Below are 16,730 nucleotides of genomic sequence, written 5' to 3' on the forward strand. Positions count from 1 at the left end.
GACCCCAAGGAGGTTACCCATGGCCAAGGATTCCAGCTTCGACGTCGTGTCGCAGATCGACATGCAGGAGGTCGACAACGCCTATCAGCAGACGGTGCGCGAGATCTCGCAGCGCTACGACCTCAAGGACTCGGGCTCCACGATCGCGCTCTCCAAGCCCGAGCGCACGCTCACCATCTCGGCGCCCGCCGACTTCGTCGCGCGCCAGATCACCGATGTCCTGAACTCCAAGCTCATCAAGCGCGGCGTGGACATCAAGGCGGTCCGGTGGGACGCGCCGCAGGCGGCCTCGGGTGGCACGGTGCGCGTGCTTGGCCACCTCATCGACGGCATCGACCAGGAGACCGCCAAGAAGATCAACAAGGACATCAAGGCCCTGAAGCTCAAGGCCAAGGTCACGATCGAGTCCGACAAGCTCCGCGTGACGAGCGCCTCCAAGGACACCCTGCAGGAGGTCATCGCGTTTTTGCGTGACCAGGACTACGGCCAGCCCCTGCAGTTCACCAACTACCGCTAAGCCCCTCGGCTGCGAAAGGATCGCCTCATGCCCGCTTTGGGTTCCATCCTCTACATCACCTTGGGATGCGCCAAGAACGAGGTCGACACCGACCGCATGCGCTCCTTGCTCAACGCCGCCGGATACTCCGAGGCCGATTCGGTCGACGGCTGCGACGCGGTGATCATCAACACGTGCTCGTTTCTCGCCTCGGCGACCTCCGAGAGCATCGAGTGCACGCTCCAGCTCGCCGACGAGGTTGAGGAGGGGGTGCGCCGGGCGCCCATCGTCATGTGCGGCTGCGTGCCCTCGCGCTACGGCGACGACCTTCCCGCGGAGCTGCCTGAGGTCGCTCGCTTCGTCAGGACCGACGAGGAGGACGGCATCGTCCAGGTGATCGATGGGCTGCTCGGGGTCGAGCGCTCCGTCCCCGCCCACGTGCCCGAGGTCAAGCGCACGGTCGAGAGCGCCGTGGCCTACCTCAAGATCTCGGACGGCTGCGACCGCTTCTGCAGCTTCTGCGCGATCCCCTTCATCCGCGGTAGGTACCGGTCGCGTCCGGCCGAGCGCCTGATCGCCGAGGCCCGCGAGCTCGTCGCCGGCGGCGTGCGCGAGCTCGTGCTCATCGGCCAGGACACCGGCGTGTGGGGATGCGACTTCGAAGACGCCGCCCCCGGCCCGAGGAACCTCGCCGGGCTCCTCGTGGCGCTCGCCGAGGCCGTGCGGCCGGAGCGCGTCTGGATCCGCGTCCTCTACCTGCAGCCCGAGGGCATGACCGACGAGCTCGTGTCCGCCATACGCGATACGCCCGAGGTCCTGCCCTACATCGATATCCCCGTGCAGCACTGTGACGCGCGCGTGCTCGCCGCCATGAACCGGAGCGGCTCCGAGGCCGAGCTCGACGCCCTCTTCGAGCGCCTGCGCACCGAGATCCCCGGCATGATCCTGCGCACCACGTACCTCGTCGGCTTCCCCGGCGAGACCGACGAGGAGCACGAGCGCATGATGGCGTTCCTCGACCGCACCGGGTTCGACTACACGAGCGTCTTCGCGTACTCGCCCGAGGAGGGCACCCGCGCGGCGAAGATGGAGTGCCAGGTCGACGAGGACGTCAAGCTCGAGCGCACGCAGGCGGCGATGGACCTCGCCGAGGCGCTCGGCTTCGCGGCGACCGCGGCGCATGTGGGCACCACGGCGGACGTGATCGTCGACGGCATCGAGGAGACCGAGGACGGTCCCGAGCTCATCGGCCACGCCTGGTTCCAGGCGCCCGATTGCGACGGCGCGGTGCATCTCGACGCCACCGAGGCCTCCGTTGGTGATATCGTACAGGTTAGGTTCACCGACAGCTTCTGCTACGAGCTCGTCGGGCACGTCATCGATAGCGAGGGGTAACCCATGGCATCTAGTTCAGGCTCGCCCGCTCAGGCGCCCTGCGGCGTCTGGACGCCGGCGAACATCGTGACCTGCGTCCGCATTGTGTTCATCCCCGTGTTCATGGTGCTCGCCGAGCTCTCCTGCGACGTGCCCGGGGCGTCCTACCTCGCCGGTCCCGCCGTCGCCGCCTGCGTCCTCTATATCGTGTTGAGCCTCACCGACAAGCTCGACGGCTACCTGGCGCGCTCGCGCGGCGAGATCACCGACTTCGGCAAGTTCCTCGATCCCATCGCCGATAAGCTCCTGGTTTTCTCGGCGCTGCTCATCCTGCTCGAGCAGGGGCTCGTGAGCGTCTGGGTCGTGTTCATCATCCTACTGCGCGAGTTTTTGGTGAGTGCCCTCCGCATGGTCGCCGGTGCCCAGGGCGTCGTCATCGCCGCCGACCAGCTCGGCAAGGCCAAGACCGCGGTCACGATGGTGTCGCTCTGCGGCTACTTCGTCGCCTTCGCCGCGTCCTCGCTCGGTTTCGCGTTTGTCGCCGCGTGGCTTCTGCTCATCTCGGGCGCGCTCATGATCGCCGCCGTCGTGCTCACCGTCGTCTCGGGCGTCCAGTACTTCTGGAACGGGCGCACCGTCATCTTCTCGTAGGGGATGGGTCGCATGGCAGCGGATGCCGAGGCGATCGCGCGCGGGCTCGTCGAGCGGTGCGCCCTCGCGGGCGTGACCGTCGGCTGCGCCGAGTCCTGCACGGCTGGCCTCGTCGCCGCGACGATCGCCGATATCCCCGGCGCCTCCTCCGTGCTCATGGGAGGCATCGTGAGCTATACCGAGGACGTGAAGCACCGCGTGCTTGGGGTTTTGCAGGAGACGCTCGACACCGTCGGTGCCGTCTCGGAGCGCTGCGCGAGCGAGATGGCCGCAGGCGCCCGTGACGTTCTTCGCTGCGATGCCGCCGTGAGCGTAACGGGGTTCGCGGGCCCCGGGGGCGGCACGGAAGCCGATCCCGTGGGGACGGTCTACATCGGCGTCTCGACGGCAGGGGAGACGCGCGCCCAGCGCTTCCGCTTCGAGGGGGACCGCTCGTCCATCCGACATGCCGCCTGTAGGGAGGCTCTCGCTTTGCTCGCTGAGGCCGTCGAGACCCTGAGCTAGGTCAGTTGTCGAGGTTCCGTGCATTTTCACGGGACCTGTGCCGTCTACTTGTTCACCCGCAGCCGCTGCTCCTTGCGCCCGGAGGGTCCATGGAGGCATTTCTGGAACCGCTACCTGCGGCTATGCACAGGCTCTATTCGGTCCGCCGGTTCTGTTACCTTCGGGGAAGGTTCCGGTGAGGTTCCCGTTTGATGTGCGGAAGAATCTCTTGGATTCCCGTTGGATGCGCCGCGTATCATTCTGGCCAGAAGGCTTGACCGCGAACAGCTGTTCGCATATGATAGTCGCACTATGATACAAGGAGGATTCAATGGCTAAGAGTTCCGGTCCCGTCCGCCAGGTGCACGAGCGCACGTATGGCGAGGAACGCGACAAGATGATCGACCTCACCAAAGCCGAGATCGAGAAGAAGTTCGGCACCGGCTCGATCATGCGCTTCGGTGACGGCGGCCCCGAGCTCGAGATCGAGGCGATTCCCACCGGTGCGCTCTCGCTCGATGCCGCGCTGGGTATCGGCGGCGTGCCGCGCGGCCGCATCATCGAGATCTACGGCCCCGAGTCCTCCGGCAAGACAACGCTCTCGCTCGAGATCCTCGCCGAGGCCCAGGCCGCTGGCGGCGTGGTCGCCTTCATCGACGCCGAGCACGCGCTCGACCCCACCTATGCGGCGCGCATCGGTGTCGACATCGACGAGGTCCTCATCTCCCAGCCCGATACCGGCGAGCAGGCGCTCGAGATCTGCGACATGCTCGTCCGCTCCGGCGCCATCGACGCGATCGTCATCGACTCGGTCGCCGCGCTCGTCCCGCGCGCCGAGATCGAGGGCGAGATCGGCGACAGCTCGGTCGGCCTGCAGGCCCGCCTCATGAGCCAGGCGCTCCGCAAGCTCGCCGGCTCGCTCGCCAAGTCCAAGACCACCTGCATCTTCATCAACCAGCTTCGCGAGAAGATCGGCGTCATGTTCGGCAACCCCGAGACCACGACGGGCGGCCGCGCGCTCAAGTTCTTCTCCTCGGTGCGCATCGAGATCCGCAGGATCGAGAGCCTGAAGAACGGTGCCGACATCGTGGGCAACCGCGTGCGCTGCAAGGTCGTCAAGAACAAGGTCGCGGCGCCCTTCCGCACCGCCGAGTTCGACATCATGTACGGCACGGGCATCTCCAAGGAGGGCTCGATCCTCGACATGGGCGTCGACTACGAGATCGTCAAGAAGTCCGGCGCCTGGTACACCTACGAGTCGGAGCGCCTGGGGCAGGGCCGCGAGGCCGCGAAGGACTTCCTGCGCCGCAACCCCGAGCTCTCTGACGAGATCGAGCACAAGGTGCGCGTCGCGTGCGGCCTCGACTTCTCGGACGAGGCCACGGGCGAGGCCGTCGAAGATGCTGCCGGCGAGCTCGACTCGTAAGGCTCGCCGCCCCAGGCCATGGATGAACCCCGCATCGTAGAGGATATCGAGTTCCAGTTCCCCTCGCGCGCCACGCAGGGCTTCTCGGCGCCGACCCGCAAGAAGCCGCGCGCGAGGGTCCGATTCGTCCTCGAGGGAGGGCGCGAGCGCGACGCCTGGGTGCCCGCCCGCGTCGCCCGGCTCTTCAACAAGAATCTGCCGGAGGAGCCCTGCACGCTCGAGCACGCGCTCGGTGAGCTCTCGGCCCTCGAGGAGCGCCAGTGCTTCGTCGCGCTGACGGAGATGCTCTCCCGGAGGGACCATTCCGTGCACGAGGCGCGCGACAAGCTCCTCTGCGCCGGCTTCAAGCCCGCTTCGGTGGACCGCGCCGTCAAGCGCGCCGAGGACCTACGGTTCCTGAACGACGCCCGGTTCACCGAATCCTTCATCGAGGAGCGCATACGCCGCGGATGGGGGAGGCGCAAGGTCGAGCTCGAGCTCGCGCGACGCGGTGTCGACCCCGCGCGTGTCGAGGGCTGGCCCGAGCGCTTCTTCAACCGCGACGACGACCTCGAGCGCGCCTGCGCCCTGCTTGCCAAGAAGTCGGTCCCAGCCGCGAACCCGTACCAGAAGCTCGTCCGCCACCTCATGTCCAAGGGCTTCCCCTATGACATCGCATCCGATGCCGTGAAGAGGCGCCTTGCCGAAGACGATTGAGGCGTTTGCACCTGTTGTAGTTCCTCGATGGACTCACGACCGACGAGCCCTGCATCAATTGACATGCTTCATGCATACTCGTAGGATGAAGGGGTCATTTGTAATGAGATGCGCACTCATCTTCGATGAGGTTCATTTTTGATAGTTCAACTTCATAATGGGTGTCCATACCGCACAAATGTCTGGCGCGCTCGAGGCGCGTTACTGTTTTGATGCTTGAATTTGAAAGAGGTAGGGCATGGAAATCGTGATCGGCATCGTTGTCGGCCTCCTCGTGGGCGCCGGCATCGCCGTCATCGTCCTGCGCAACGCCAAGCAGGGTAGCCTCCGTGAGGCCGACTCGCGGCTCGAGTCGGCGCGCGCCGAGGCCAACCAGGTGATCGGCGATGCGCAGCGTCAGGCCGAGACGCTCAAGAAGGAAGCGCTTCTCGAGGCCAAGGAAGAGATCATCCAGAACAAGCAGGCCGCCGAGGCCGAGGAGAAGCAGCGCAAGCGCGAGCTCCGCGCGCTCGAGAACCGCGTCATGCAGCGCGAGGAGTCGCTCGACCGACGCAACGACGCCCTCGACAAGCGCGAGCACCAGCTGTCGAGCCAGGCCGGCCAGGTCGAGAAGCGCAGCCGCGAGCTCGAGCAGCTCTACGCCAAGCAGACCGAGGAGCTCGAGCGCATCTCCGAGCTCACGCGCGATGACGCCCACAAGGAGCTCCTCGACAAGGTGCGCGGCGAGGTCACGCACGAGGCCGCGACCATCATCCGCGACTCCGAGCAGCGCGTGAAGTCCGAGTGCCACAAGACCGCCCAGAAGATCATCTCGCTCGCCATCCAGCGCTGCGCGGCCGATCACACCGCCGAGGTCACGGTGACCTCCGTCCATATCCCCTCCGATGACCTCAAGGGCCGCATCATCGGCCGCGAGGGGCGCAACATCCGCACCTTCGAGCAGGTGTCCGGCGTGAACCTCGTCATCGACGACACGCCCGAGACCGTCGTCCTCTCGAGCTTCGACCCGGTGCGCCGCGAGACCGCCCGCGTCGCCCTCGAGAACCTCATCGCCGACGGGCGCATCCACCCTGCGCGCATCGAGGAGATGTACCAGAAGGCCTCTGACCTCGTCCAGCAGCGCGTGCGCGAGGCGGGCGAGCAGGCCGCGTTCGACACCGGTATCCACGACCTGCATCCCGAGATCGTGAAGACGCTCGGTGCGCTCAGGTACCGCACCTCCTTCGGCCAGAACGTCCTCAACCACTCGCGCGAGGTCGCCGAGCTTTCCGGCATCATGGCCTCCGAGCTCGGCATTGACCCGGTGCCTGCGCGACGCGCCGGCCTCCTGCACGACCTCGGCAAGGCCATCGACCACGAGGTCGAGGGCCCGCACGCGGTCATCGGCGCCGACCTCGCCCGCCGCTACGGCGAGAAGCCCGCGATCGTGCACGCCATCGAGGCGCACCACAACGACGTCGAGCCCAACTCGATCATCGCCGTGCTCGTGATGGCGGCCGACGCCATCTCCGCCTCGCGTCCGGGCGCCCGCCGCGAGTCCGCCGAGAACTACATCAAGCGCCTCGAGAAGCTCGAGGAGATCGCGAACGCGCACGAGGGCGTCGAGCGCACCTACGCCATGCAGGCGGGTCGCGAGGTCCACGTCATGGTGCAGCCCGACAAGATCTCGGACGCCCAGGCGACCGTCCTCGCGCACGATATCGCCCATCAGATCGAGGACGAGATGGAGTACCCCGGTCAGGTGCGCGTCGTCGTCATCCGCGAGAGCCGCGCCGTCGATATCGCGAAGTAGCCCATGGCCGAGTCGCAGGAGCTCATCTCGTTCATCGCGTCCATGACGGGGGAGGGTTCCCTCCGCGTCGAGGAGAACCTCGGTGAGGGCTTCGTGCGCCTGCGCGTGGCCGAGGCCGAGCGCCGTCAGGCGAAGCACGACATCCAGCATGTCGAGGACATCGTCATCGAGATGCTGCGCAACGCCCGCGACGCCCACGCCACCAAGATCTATATCGCCACAGCGAAGGAGGAGGGTGTCCGCACCCTCCTTTTCCTCGATAACGGCAGCGGCATACCCGAGGACATGTTCGAGCGCATCTTCGACGCGCGCGTGACCTCCAAGCTCGAGTCGATGAAGATGGACCGCTGGGGCGTGCACGGACGCGGCATGGCCCTCTACTCGATCCGCGAGAACACGGAGGACGCGCGCGTCGTGGCCTCAGGCCCGGGCAAGGGTTCGTCGCTCAGCGTCACCGTCGACTGCGCGCGCCTACCGGAACGCGCCGACCAGTCTACCTGGCCGCAGGCGGTCCGCGACGACGACGGGACGTGGGTCTGCGCGCGCGGCCCCCACAACATCATCCGCGCGACCTGCGAGTTCGCGCTCGAGGAGCGCCACGGGTGCGACGTCTACCTCGGCAGCCCCGCCGAGATCGCGGCGACGCTCTACGCCCACGCCTCGGGCGAGCTCGACGCCTCGCGCCTGCTCTTCCTCGACGACGAGGAGGGGCTCCCCGTCGTCGAGCGGCTGGGGTACGCCGCCGATGCCGCCGACGTCATGCGCATCGCCGCCTCCCTCGGCATCACGATCTCCGAGCGCACCGCGCACCGCATCCTGAGCGGCCAGGTCAAGCCGGTACGCAGCGTCACCTCGCGCATCCTGCGCGAGCGCAAGCGCACCTCCGCGCCCGCGGAGGTCGATCTCACGCGCGACCGCCGCGGGCTCAAGATCTCCCGTGACGACCTCGACGCGTTCTCGCGTCTTCTTGAGCGCGATTTCGACGACCTGGCCGCCAAGTACTACCTCACGCTCGCCCGCGAGCCCAAGATCAAGGTGTCGCGCGACGCCATCACGGTGACGTTCGAGGTCGGCAAGGGAGACTAGCGCCTCATCTCTTGCCGTGACGTGCCGGTTAGGATAAAGTCAAAGAGCTGCATATTCGCACTAGAACCGCAGGAGCAAACGTCAATGGATTATCTGAAGGTATCGAGCAAGTCCTCGCCGGCTTCCGTCGCGGGCGCCATCGCCGGCATGGTCAAGGACGGCGTCCCCGTGAACATCCAATGCGTCGGCGCCGGTGCGGTCAACCAGGCCATCAAGGCCATGGCCATCGCGCGCGGCTTCCTGATCCCCACGGGCTTCGATATCTCCTGCGCGCCCACGTTCTCGGATATCCTCATCAACGGCGAGTCCCGTACCGCGATCAGGCTCGCGGTCTTCGTCCATCCGCTTTCCTACCAGGGTGCGGAGATGGATGAATCCGGCGCCGAGATGCTGACGGTGCACTGATATGGATAGCCGCGAGATCTCATCCGTCCTTTCCGGCAAAACGTACTTCATCCGCACCTTCGGCTGCCAGATGAACCTGCATGACTCCGAGCGGGTGTCGGGCCTGCTCGATTCCCTGGGCTGCTCGCTTGTCGCGGAACCCGCCGACGCCGATATCGTCATCTTCATGACCTGCTGCGTGCGCGAGGCCGCGGACCAGCGTCTCTACGGCCAGTGCAACTCCTGCAAGAGCCTGCCCACCCCGCCCTCGGGCCGCCGCGTGATCGCGGTGGGCGGCTGCATCGCGCAGCGCGACGGCGAGGGGCTCCTCACCAATGTCGACAACGTCGACGTCATCTTCGGCACGCACGCGATCGCCCATGTGGGCGAGCTCATCGCGCAGGCCTTCGGCGACGAGGAGCGCCATATCCTCACCGAGGAGGGGGAGACCCTTGGCGCCCTCACCATGCCCTGGCATCGCGAACAGAGCTACCATGCGTGGGTGCCCATCATGACGGGCTGCAACAACTTCTGCTCCTACTGCATCGTGCCCTACGTGCGCGGCCGCGAGAAGAGCCGCACGATCGAGGAGGTCGTCGACGAGGTGACGGGCCTCGTGCGAACCGGCGTGCGCGAGGTGACGCTGCTTGGCCAGAACGTGAACTCGTTCGGCCGCGACCGCTACGGGGCGCCGCGCTTCGCCGAGCTCTTGCGCGAGGTCGGCGAGACCGGCATCGAGCGCATCCGTTTCACCTCATCGCACCCCAAGGACCTGCTTCCCGAGACCATAGACGCCATGGCGGATGTCCCGGCCGTCATGCCGCATCTCCACCTCGCGGTCCAGTCCGGCTCGTCGCGCATCCTGAAGCTCATGAACCGCAGGTACACGCGAGAGGACTACCTGGCTCTGGTCGATGCCGTCCGTGCTCGCATCCCCGGCATCGCCCTCACCACCGATATCATCGTCGGTTTCCCCGGCGAGACCGAGGAGGACTTCCAGGAGACCTTGAGCCTCGCCGAGACCGTCGGGTACGCCCAGGCCTTCACGTTCATCTACTCGCGGCGCGCGGGCACCCCCGCCGCAGAGATCCCCGACGACACGCCGCGCGAGGTCATCCAGGACCGCTTCGACCGTCTGGTCAAGGTCATCGAGCGGACCGCCTTCGACTTCAACCAGCATGAGCTCGGCTGCATCGTCCCCGTGCTCGTCGAGGGGTCCTCCAAGAAGGACGCGGCAATCCTGCAGGGCAAGAGCCCCAAGAACCAGACCGTCCACGCGCCGGTGCCCGAGGGCGCCTGCGTCGAGGGCCTCATCGGCAAGATCGTCGACGTGCACATCGACCGCGCCCGCACCTGGTACCTCTCCGGAACGGTTGTCGGCGAGGCCCGATGAGTGAGGTGGTCCTCGCCGTCGTGGGGCCGACTGCGGTCGGCAAGAGCGCGGTCGCAGACATCGTCGCGTCGCGCCTCTCTTCAGAGGTGGTCTCGGCTGATGCCATGCAGGTGTACCGCGGCATGGATATCGGCACGGCGAAGACGCCAGTCGCCGATCGGCCGGTCCCCCTGCGCATGGTCGATGTCACCGATCCGGACGTCGCCTACTCGGCGGCGCTCTTCCAGCGCGACGCGCGCGCCATCATCGACGGCCTGCTCGCGGACGGCAGGACGCCGGTCGTTTGCGGCGGCACCGGGCTCTACGTGCGCGCCGTCCTCGATGAGATGGATTTCCCCGCCGGTGAGGTAGGCGGCTCGAGCCGTGAGCGCTACGAGCACATCGCCGCGTCTGAAGGGGAGGACGCCCTCTACCGACTCCTCGCCGAGCGCGACCCCGAGAGTGCCGCGTGTATCCACCCGCATAACGTGCGCCGCGTCGTCCGGGCGCTCGAGATGCTCGACGAGGGGACGTCGTATGCCCGGCAGCGTGCCGGTTTCTCCACGCCGCGCGAGCACTACCCGACGCGCTACTTCGGGCTCACGATGGAACGGTCCCGCCTCTACGAGCGCATCGACCGCCGCGTGGACGCCATGATGGATGCCGGCCTTCTCGACGAGGTCCGCGGCCTCATGGAGCAGGGCGCCGGACCCGCGCTCACGGCGCGGCAGGCCATCGGCTACAAGGAGCTCATCGACGTGCTCGAGGGCCACGCGAACCTCGACGACGCCGTCGAGCTCATCAAGCGACGCAGCCGTCGCTATGCGAAGCGGCAGCTCACCTGGTTCAGACGTGACCGGCGCATCACCTGGCTCGACCTCGATGAGCTGACCGTCGAGGACGCAGCCATGCGCATACTCGATTCGATGGGGGAGTAGATGGGTCGGTTCCCGTTCGTCACGACCGAGCTCGAACCCGAGCGCGCCGTCCTCGTGGGCGTAGAGCAGCGCGATACCCGCTGGCCCCTCGAGCGCTCCCTCGACGAGCTCGAGCGCCTCGCCGATACCGCGGGTGCCGTCGTGGTCGCGCGCCTCACCCAACGGCTCGAGAAGCCGAACCCCCGGTCCTTCATCGGTTCCGGCAAGCTTGAGGAGCTCGTGGGCCTTGTCCATAGACTCGACGCAGACGTGGTCATCTTCGACGACGACCTCACGCCCTCGCAGCAGACCGTTCTCGAGAAGGCCGTCGGCTCACCGGTCAAGATCATCGACCGCACGGCGCTCATCCTCGACATCTTCGGCCTCCATGCCCAGACGCGCGAGGGCAGGTTGCAGGTTCAGCTCGCTCAGCTCCAGTACCTCCTTCCTCGCCTGCGGGGCATGTGGAGCCATCTAGCTAAAGAGCAGACGCGCGGCGGCATCGGGAGCCGTTTCGGGCAGGGCGAGACGCAGCTCGAAGTCGACCGGCGCCTGGTGAGGAGCAGGATCGCCGTCGTGAAGCGCGAACTCCGCGAGGTCGAGAAGCGCCGCGGGGTGCAATCCAAGGAACGCGTCGCCTCGCCGGCGTTCCGCGTCGCCTTTGCCGGGTACACCAACGCGGGCAAGTCGTCGCTTTTGAACCGCCTCACCGGATCGGACGTTCTCGCCCAGGACAAGCTCTTCGCCACGCTCGATCCCACCACGCGCTCCTACCGGCTGCCGGGCGGCCGCGCCATGACCATCACCGATACCGTCGGCTTCATCCAGAAGCTGCCGCATGGGCTCGTCAACGCGTTCAAGTCGACGCTCTCCGAGGTTCGTGATGCCGATCTGCTCCTCAAGGTCGCCGATGCGTCCGACGCCAACCTCACGCGCCAGCTGGAGGCGGTCGACCGCGTCCTCGATGAGATCGACGCGGACGAGGTCCGCTCCTGCGTGGTGCTCAACAAGGTCGACCTCATCGACGACCTTCAGCGGGTCGAGCTCAAGCGGCTCTATCCCGATGCCGTCTTCGTTTCGGCTGCCACCGGTGAGGGCATCGATGAGCTCGTAGCGCGCATCGGTCTCGAGGCGGCCGCGCTCGACGTCCTCGTGGACGTCTTGATCCCGTATCGCGAGGGGAAGCTCCTGAAGGTCCTGCACGAGTGCGGGACGATCCTCAACGAGAGCTACGAGGAGTCCGGCACGCACGTCCTCGCCAAGCTGCCCCAGCGTCTCGCGGCCCGCGTCTCGGATTTCCGGGTCTCTTAAAACCCATCACGGCGCGATGAGGCGAATCCCCTCGAAGAGCACGATGAGCAACGGCTGATGGACCAGGTAGATCTCCAGGCTGTGCCTACCGATCAAGGCGAGGGGCCCGCAATGGGATGAGATCATCGCCGCGGGCGGCTCGCTACCGTACCGTTCCATGAACAGACGCTGGCAGAACGCCCCAGCGAGATACATGAAGAGATAGGGGAGCAGCGGATAGTAATCTCCCGAAGAGAAGGTAGGGGAGGGGAAGCCCAGCCAGGCGAGGCCCTCCACCGCGTAGCGCGCGTGAGGCACGGCATAGGTGATGCCGAAGAGCGCGAGCGTACCGAACAGCCCGAGTGCAGGCGGCACGCGCTTGAGCACGGGCTCGGCGACGCAGTACACGGCGGTGCTCGCTGCCATGCAGAACAGGATTCCGAACGTGACAGCGGTGTCCACGCCAGCCAGAGCCGTCGCCGCGAAGACGAGAAGGGCGCAGAGGGCATAGCGCACCGCCCTTCTCGCATTGCTTCTGCTGTAGGCGGTCATCCATCCGGCAAGCAGGAGGAACACCCAGCTGATCGAGCAGCGCCATACGTTTTGGATGATCGGCTCCTGGAACCAAGCGAGGTCATAGCCGTAAAGATAGGCTGCGTCGTAGGCGGCATGGAAGAGCACCATCGAGACGATGGTTAACCCGCGAACCTCATCCAACAGCACCAGGCGGGCCGTTGCTTCCTGCTTGTTCGTGCTCTGCGGCATGAGATGGGGTGCCCCTATCCGAGGCGACGCATCAGGGCGACGACTTTACCGAGGATCTGCGGGTTGTCGGCGTAGATGGGCTCCATGGCGTCGTTCTCGGGCTGGAGGCGCACACGGCCGCGCTCCTTGTAGAACGTCTTGACCGTCGCCTCGCCGTCGATCATCGCCACGACGATCTCGCCGTTCATGGCGCTCTTCTGCTCGCGGACGATGAGGTAGTCGCCGTTGTAGATGCCGACGTTGATCATCGAGTCACCATGGACCTCGAGGACGAACGAGGAGGAATCGGTTGCGATCTCGGTGGGGAGCGTGAAGGTGTCCTCGACGTTCTGCTCGGCGAGGATCGGCATGCCGGCGGCGACGCGGCCGACCAGCGGGAGCGATACGGTGCCGCGCTCGGGTGACTCCTTGACCTCGGCGAGGTTGACCGAGGAACCGTCCTCGTTGAAGAGCTCGAGGGCGCGCGGCTTGGTGGCATCGCGCTTGATGAGACCGCGCTCCTCCAGGGCGCTCAGATGGGCATGCACCGTGGAGGGGGAGGAGAGGCCGACGGCTGCAGCCATCTCGCGCACACTGGGCGGATAACCCTTCTCCAGCTGATACGAACGGATGAAGTCGTAGATCTGCTGCTGGCGCTTCGAGATCTTGCGTGCCATCGGAGCTCCTTTCAAACCAAACATTTGTTCGATTTCTTCTTGACAGGAACAACTGTTCGAAGATAATGATATACGAACATCCGTTCTTGCGCCAGACCTTTTGTCCGGGCCGCACGGTATAACAGGTTCGACACAAGCAGAGAGGAGACGCGTTATGTACCAGGATTGCCTTATCGACGGGAACCTCGCCCTTTCCGTCAGCCAGAACCCGTCTCAGGAACCGAGCCGTCGTTTCGAGACCAAGATCTACGCGCTGCCGGCGCAACATGTCTCCAAGGCGTCCGCACCTCGCGTTTCCGCTAAGCATCAGGCATCCTCGCTGCCGAAGCTGGCTTTGTCCCTAATCGCCGTGACCGCTATGGTCGCCGCATTGGTCTTTGTCGCCCATGCCGTCGTCGCCCACGAGTCGTCGGCGTTCGAGGAAGCTCTCGCCACCACGGCGACGCAGAGCGTGGAGGTCCGCCCGGGCGATTCTCTCTGGGCGCTTGCGGAAGCGTATCCGGTAGAGGGCATGACGACACAGGATACCGCCGAGCTCATCCGTGCGTGGAACGGTCTCGAGTCGGCGACGCTGCAGCCCGGCATGGAGCTTTCGGTCGCCTCCCAGGCCGATTAAGCGAGCGACATTCAGCTAAGCGTTTCTTCACTACAACATCTGGTGTCGCGAACTCCTTATAGCATCGATATATGCTATCCTGATTCGGTTGCCATAAGGAGGAGACATAATGCGCTGTCCCAAATGCGGCGGCGATGACACCCGCGTGGTCGATTCGCGCATGCAGGATGCCACCAACGCCATCAAACGCCGTCGAGAGTGCCGTTCCTGCGGGTACCGGTTCACGACGTTTGAGCGTTGCGAGGACCCCATCGAGGTCATCAAGAGCGATGGCACGACCCAGCCGTTCGACCGCAACAAGCTGCTCGTCGGCCTCATGAGGGCAACCTCGAAACGCGATATCGACCTCGCGCAGCTCAACGGCCTCATCGACGATATAGAGCTCGAGCTTCGCGGCAGGACGCTACGGGCTGTATCCTCCCATGAACTCGGCGACATGGTACTTAAGCGCCTCGAGCGCATCGACAAGGTCGCGTACATCAGGTTCGCTTCCGTCTATCGCGATTTCAAGAACATCGAGGAGTTCCTCCAGGAACTCGACAAGCTGAGGTGATCTACGTGAATAGGGTTTCAGTCAACATCAAACGGCTCGATCCTTCGGTCGAGCTGCCTTCCTACGCCTACGAGGGCGATGCCGGGCTCGATCTGCGCGCTAACGAGGATGTCACCATCGAGCCCCACGAGCGCGCCCTGGTCGGTACCGGCCTCGCCATCGCGCTTCCCGACGGGTACGCCGGCTTCGTCCAGCCCCGCAGCGGCATGGCCCTCAAGCGCGGCCTCTCCATCGCGAACACCCCAGGTCTTATCGATGCCCACTACCGGGGCGAGCTCAAGATCATCTGCGTCAATCTCGACGCCCATGAGCCCATTCACATCGAGCGCGGCGAGCGCATCGCCCAGCTCGTGATCCAGCAGGTTCCCATCGTGAACCTCGTCGAGGTCGATGAACTCGATGAGACCGACAGGGGTTCCGGCGGCTTCGGCTCTAGTGGAACCAACTAGCGGTTCCTGAGCATAGGTAGTAGAAGAACAATCCAAGGAAAAGGGGAGTATATGGAATCGTTCTTCAAACTTGGTGAGCGTGGGTCTTCCACGGCTACGGAGATCCGTGCCGGCCTGACCACGTTCTTGGCGATGGCCTACATCATCATCGTGAACCCGAGCATCTTGTCTGCTGCTGGGATTCCCGAGACCGCGGCCGTCACCGCCACGTGCATCGGCGCCGCGATCATGACGATCGCCATGGGCCTGTTCTCCAACCGCCCGCTCGCGTGCGCGTCGGGCATGGGCATCAATTCGATCGTCGCCTTCACGCTCTGCCTCAGCATGGGCGTGAGCTGGCCGACCGCCATGGCCGTCATCTTCGTCGAGGGCATCGCCATCCTCATCCTTGTGCTTTGCGGCCTGCGCGAGGCCATCATGGACGCCATCCCGGTCTCGCTGCGTCACGGCATCTCGATCGGCCTCGGCCTCTTCATCGCCATGATCGGCCTCAAGGACGGCGGCGTGATCGTCGCCAACTCCGACACGCTCGTGTCTCTTGGCAAGGTCATCGGTGAGGACGGCGCCTACAACTTCACCTTCGTCATCGGCATCATCTCGATCGTGCTCACGGTCATCCTGTACTCGATGAAGGTCAAGGGCGCCCTGCTCTGGGGCATCATCATCTCCGCCGTCATCGGTATCCCGCTGGGCGTGACGCCGCTTCCCGCTGGTGTGGTCGCCCCGCTCGATTTCTCGACGTTCGCTGCTCCGTTCCAGGTCAGCGAAGCCTCCGGTGTCATGGGCGTCATCGAGGTCGTCACCACGCCGACCCTTCTGCTCATGGCGTTCTCGCTCATGATGAGCGACTTCTTCGACACGATGGGTACCGCCATGGCTGTCGCCAAGCAGGGTGACTTCCTTACCGAGGACGGCAAGGTCGAGGACATCAAGCCCATCCTGATCGTGGATTCCTCTGCAGCCATCGCGGGCGGCTTCCTCGGCGCCTCCTCGATCACTACGTTCGTCGAGTCCGCCTCCGGTGCCGCCGACGGCGGCCGTACCGGCCTGACCTCGGTGTTTGCGGGTATCCTGTTCCTGCTCGCCGCGTTCTTCTCGCCGCTCATCAACTGCATTCCCTCCGCTGCCACCTGCGGCGCGCTTGTGTTCGTCGGCTTCCTCATGATGAGCGATGTCGTCGATATCGACTGGTCCGATCCGCTTGAGGCGTTCCCGGCGTTCATGATCATCGCTGGCATCCCGTTCACGTACTCGATCTCCAACGGCATCGGCCTCGGCTTTATCACCTATGTGATCGTCTCCGTCGTCACCGGCAACATCAAGAAGGTCCGCCCGCTCATGTGGGTCGCCGCTCTTGCGTTCCTGGTGTACTTCCTCATGACCATCACTGCGTAGGGGAGTACCGCTACCACGTCATATTATTTGTGACTGATTCAACGGCGCTGAATGATTTCGATCGTTCAGCGCCGTTATTTTTGTTGTTATTCTCGTGCTCAGCGTGAAGGCAGCATCTTCAGATTTCAGGTACGTCGCGAGGGATGATTATCAATAAGAGTAATCCTATGAAAATTACCATAAGTTAGGTGCCTAAGTATTGTTGTAGTAGTCAGATAATTCAAAATTGTACGATTGGTGCCCAAATCGGAGATTCAGTCAAAGTAGTTAGCTGCTATTTTGATGCCAGATATCCACCGTAAGGAGAATCACCACTGCTAAACACCGAG

At 64.9% G+C, this 16,730-nt stretch carries 18 protein-coding genes; 16 read left to right on the plus strand and 2 right to left on the minus strand.

What is annotated here, in order from left to right; all coding sequences use genetic code 11:
* Positions 1-19: 19 nt before the first annotated feature.
* The 12 genes from FS885_RS00180 to hflX all read left to right on the plus strand — a co-directional run bounded on the left by FS885_RS00180 (position 20) and on the right by hflX (position 11,988).
* The gene (locus tag FS885_RS00180; protein ID WP_144742944.1) at positions 20-517 is read left to right on the plus strand and encodes a YajQ family cyclic di-GMP-binding protein; all 498 of its coding nucleotides are present in this window, start codon (positions 20-22) and stop codon (positions 515-517) included.
* Between the two features lie 27 nt (positions 518-544).
* Positions 545-1,891, plus strand: coding sequence for a 30S ribosomal protein S12 methylthiotransferase RimO (gene rimO, locus FS885_RS00185; protein WP_144742945.1), 1,347 nt, complete (start codon positions 545-547; stop codon positions 1,889-1,891).
* A 3-nt stretch (positions 1,892-1,894) separates the two neighbouring features.
* Positions 1,895-2,521 carry a CDP-diacylglycerol--glycerol-3-phosphate 3-phosphatidyltransferase gene (gene pgsA / locus FS885_RS00190; RefSeq protein ID WP_144742946.1) on the plus strand — a complete coding sequence of 209 codons (627 nt, stop codon included), beginning with the start codon at positions 1,895-1,897 and terminating at the stop codon, positions 2,519-2,521.
* A 12-nt stretch (positions 2,522-2,533) separates the two neighbouring features.
* Positions 2,534-3,025 carry a CinA family protein gene (locus tag FS885_RS00195; RefSeq protein ID WP_342777718.1) on the plus strand — a complete coding sequence of 164 codons (492 nt, stop codon included), beginning with the start codon at positions 2,534-2,536 and terminating at the stop codon, positions 3,023-3,025.
* 310 nt (positions 3,026-3,335) lie between these two features.
* A complete protein-coding gene (gene recA / locus FS885_RS00200) occupies positions 3,336-4,430 on the plus strand; it encodes a recombinase RecA (protein WP_144742948.1) in 1,095 nt (364 codons plus the stop codon).
* A gap of 18 nt (positions 4,431-4,448) precedes the next feature.
* Positions 4,449-5,126 (plus strand): regulatory protein RecX, encoded by a 678-nt coding sequence (locus FS885_RS00205; protein WP_144742949.1) that lies wholly within the window; start codon positions 4,449-4,451, stop codon positions 5,124-5,126.
* Between the two features lie 238 nt (positions 5,127-5,364).
* The gene (gene rny, locus FS885_RS00210) at positions 5,365-6,918 is read left to right on the plus strand and encodes a ribonuclease Y (protein ID WP_144742950.1); all 1,554 of its coding nucleotides are present in this window, start codon (positions 5,365-5,367) and stop codon (positions 6,916-6,918) included.
* Positions 6,919-6,921: 3 nt separating this feature from the next.
* The gene (locus tag FS885_RS00215) at positions 6,922-8,004 is read left to right on the plus strand and encodes an ATP-binding protein (protein WP_144742951.1); all 1,083 of its coding nucleotides are present in this window, start codon (positions 6,922-6,924) and stop codon (positions 8,002-8,004) included.
* An 84-nt stretch (positions 8,005-8,088) separates the two neighbouring features.
* Entirely contained in the window at positions 8,089-8,409 is a 321-nt protein-coding gene (locus FS885_RS00220) for a stage V sporulation protein S (protein WP_144742952.1), read from the plus strand.
* A 1-nt stretch (position 8,410) separates the two neighbouring features.
* A complete protein-coding gene (gene miaB / locus FS885_RS00225) occupies positions 8,411-9,781 on the plus strand; it encodes a tRNA (N6-isopentenyl adenosine(37)-C2)-methylthiotransferase MiaB (protein WP_144742953.1) in 1,371 nt (456 codons plus the stop codon).
* Positions 9,778-10,698 (plus strand): tRNA (adenosine(37)-N6)-dimethylallyltransferase MiaA, encoded by a 921-nt coding sequence (miaA, locus tag FS885_RS00230; RefSeq protein ID WP_144742954.1) that lies wholly within the window; start codon positions 9,778-9,780, stop codon positions 10,696-10,698. Before miaB ends, miaA begins: the two co-directional genes overlap by 4 nt.
* Complete coding sequence (gene hflX, locus FS885_RS00235; protein ID WP_144742955.1) at positions 10,699-11,988, plus strand: GTPase HflX; 1,290 nt, start codon at positions 10,699-10,701, stop codon at positions 11,986-11,988.
* A 6-nt stretch (positions 11,989-11,994) separates the two neighbouring features.
* Here the strand turns inward: hflX and FS885_RS00240 are convergent, their stop codons facing one another.
* Together FS885_RS00240 and lexA are read right to left on the minus strand one after the other, a co-directional pair.
* The gene (locus FS885_RS00240) at positions 11,995-12,732 is read right to left on the minus strand and encodes a heparan-alpha-glucosaminide N-acetyltransferase (RefSeq protein ID WP_144742956.1); all 738 of its coding nucleotides are present in this window, start codon (positions 12,730-12,732) and stop codon (positions 11,995-11,997) included.
* A gap of 14 nt (positions 12,733-12,746) precedes the next feature.
* Positions 12,747-13,388 (minus strand): transcriptional repressor LexA, encoded by a 642-nt coding sequence (lexA, locus tag FS885_RS00245; RefSeq protein WP_144742957.1) that lies wholly within the window; start codon positions 13,386-13,388, stop codon positions 12,747-12,749.
* 154 nt (positions 13,389-13,542) lie between these two features.
* Here lexA and FS885_RS00250 point away from each other — a divergent pair, with 154 nt between their 5' ends.
* The 4 genes from FS885_RS00250 to FS885_RS00265 all read left to right on the plus strand — a co-directional run bounded on the left by FS885_RS00250 (position 13,543) and on the right by FS885_RS00265 (position 16,401).
* Positions 13,543-14,004, plus strand: a complete 462-nt coding sequence (locus tag FS885_RS00250; RefSeq protein WP_144742958.1) for a LysM peptidoglycan-binding domain-containing protein — start codon at positions 13,543-13,545, stop codon at positions 14,002-14,004.
* A gap of 109 nt (positions 14,005-14,113) precedes the next feature.
* On the plus strand, positions 14,114-14,557 hold the full coding sequence (nrdR, locus tag FS885_RS00255) for a transcriptional regulator NrdR (protein ID WP_144742959.1): 444 nt from the start codon (positions 14,114-14,116) through the stop codon (positions 14,555-14,557).
* A gap of 5 nt (positions 14,558-14,562) precedes the next feature.
* Positions 14,563-15,006 (plus strand): dUTP diphosphatase, encoded by a 444-nt coding sequence (gene dut / locus FS885_RS00260; protein ID WP_144742960.1) that lies wholly within the window; start codon positions 14,563-14,565, stop codon positions 15,004-15,006.
* A gap of 51 nt (positions 15,007-15,057) precedes the next feature.
* Positions 15,058-16,401, plus strand: coding sequence for an NCS2 family permease (locus FS885_RS00265; protein WP_144742961.1), 1,344 nt, complete (start codon positions 15,058-15,060; stop codon positions 16,399-16,401).
* Positions 16,402-16,730 lie beyond the last annotated feature (329 nt).

Source organism: Enorma burkinafasonensis, from assembly GCF_902150035.1.
GTDB lineage: Bacteria > Actinomycetota > Coriobacteriia > Coriobacteriales > Coriobacteriaceae > Enorma > Enorma burkinafasonensis.

Bases quoted from the DNA above. Each gene is read 5' to 3' on its own strand.
- lexA (WP_144742957.1), bottom strand. From the start codon at position 13,388: ATGGCACGCAAGATCTCGAAGCGCCAGCAGCAGATCTACGACTTCATC.
- FS885_RS00215 (WP_144742951.1), top strand. From the start codon at position 6,922: ATGGCCGAGTCGCAGGAGCTCATCTCGTTCATCGCGTCCATGACGGGG.
- pgsA (WP_144742946.1), top strand. From the start codon at position 1,895: ATGGCATCTAGTTCAGGCTCGCCCGCTCAGGCGCCCTGCGGCGTCTGG.
- rny (WP_144742950.1), top strand. From the start codon at position 5,365: ATGGAAATCGTGATCGGCATCGTTGTCGGCCTCCTCGTGGGCGCCGGC.
- nrdR (WP_144742959.1), top strand. From the start codon at position 14,114: ATGCGCTGTCCCAAATGCGGCGGCGATGACACCCGCGTGGTCGATTCG.
- recA (WP_144742948.1), top strand. From the start codon at position 3,336: ATGGCTAAGAGTTCCGGTCCCGTCCGCCAGGTGCACGAGCGCACGTAT.
- miaA (WP_144742954.1), top strand. From the start codon at position 9,778: ATGAGTGAGGTGGTCCTCGCCGTCGTGGGGCCGACTGCGGTCGGCAAG.
- FS885_RS00240 (WP_144742956.1), bottom strand. From the start codon at position 12,732: ATGCCGCAGAGCACGAACAAGCAGGAAGCAACGGCCCGCCTGGTGCTG.
- FS885_RS00265 (WP_144742961.1), top strand. From the start codon at position 15,058: ATGGAATCGTTCTTCAAACTTGGTGAGCGTGGGTCTTCCACGGCTACG.
- hflX (WP_144742955.1), top strand. From the start codon at position 10,699: ATGGGTCGGTTCCCGTTCGTCACGACCGAGCTCGAACCCGAGCGCGCC.
- FS885_RS00180 (WP_144742944.1), top strand. From the start codon at position 20: ATGGCCAAGGATTCCAGCTTCGACGTCGTGTCGCAGATCGACATGCAG.
- FS885_RS00220 (WP_144742952.1), top strand. From the start codon at position 8,089: ATGGATTATCTGAAGGTATCGAGCAAGTCCTCGCCGGCTTCCGTCGCG.
- rimO (WP_144742945.1), top strand. From the start codon at position 545: ATGCCCGCTTTGGGTTCCATCCTCTACATCACCTTGGGATGCGCCAAG.
- FS885_RS00195 (WP_342777718.1), top strand. From the start codon at position 2,534: ATGGCAGCGGATGCCGAGGCGATCGCGCGCGGGCTCGTCGAGCGGTGC.
- FS885_RS00205 (WP_144742949.1), top strand. From the start codon at position 4,449: ATGGATGAACCCCGCATCGTAGAGGATATCGAGTTCCAGTTCCCCTCG.
- miaB (WP_144742953.1), top strand. From the start codon at position 8,411: ATGGATAGCCGCGAGATCTCATCCGTCCTTTCCGGCAAAACGTACTTC.
- FS885_RS00250 (WP_144742958.1), top strand. From the start codon at position 13,543: ATGTACCAGGATTGCCTTATCGACGGGAACCTCGCCCTTTCCGTCAGC.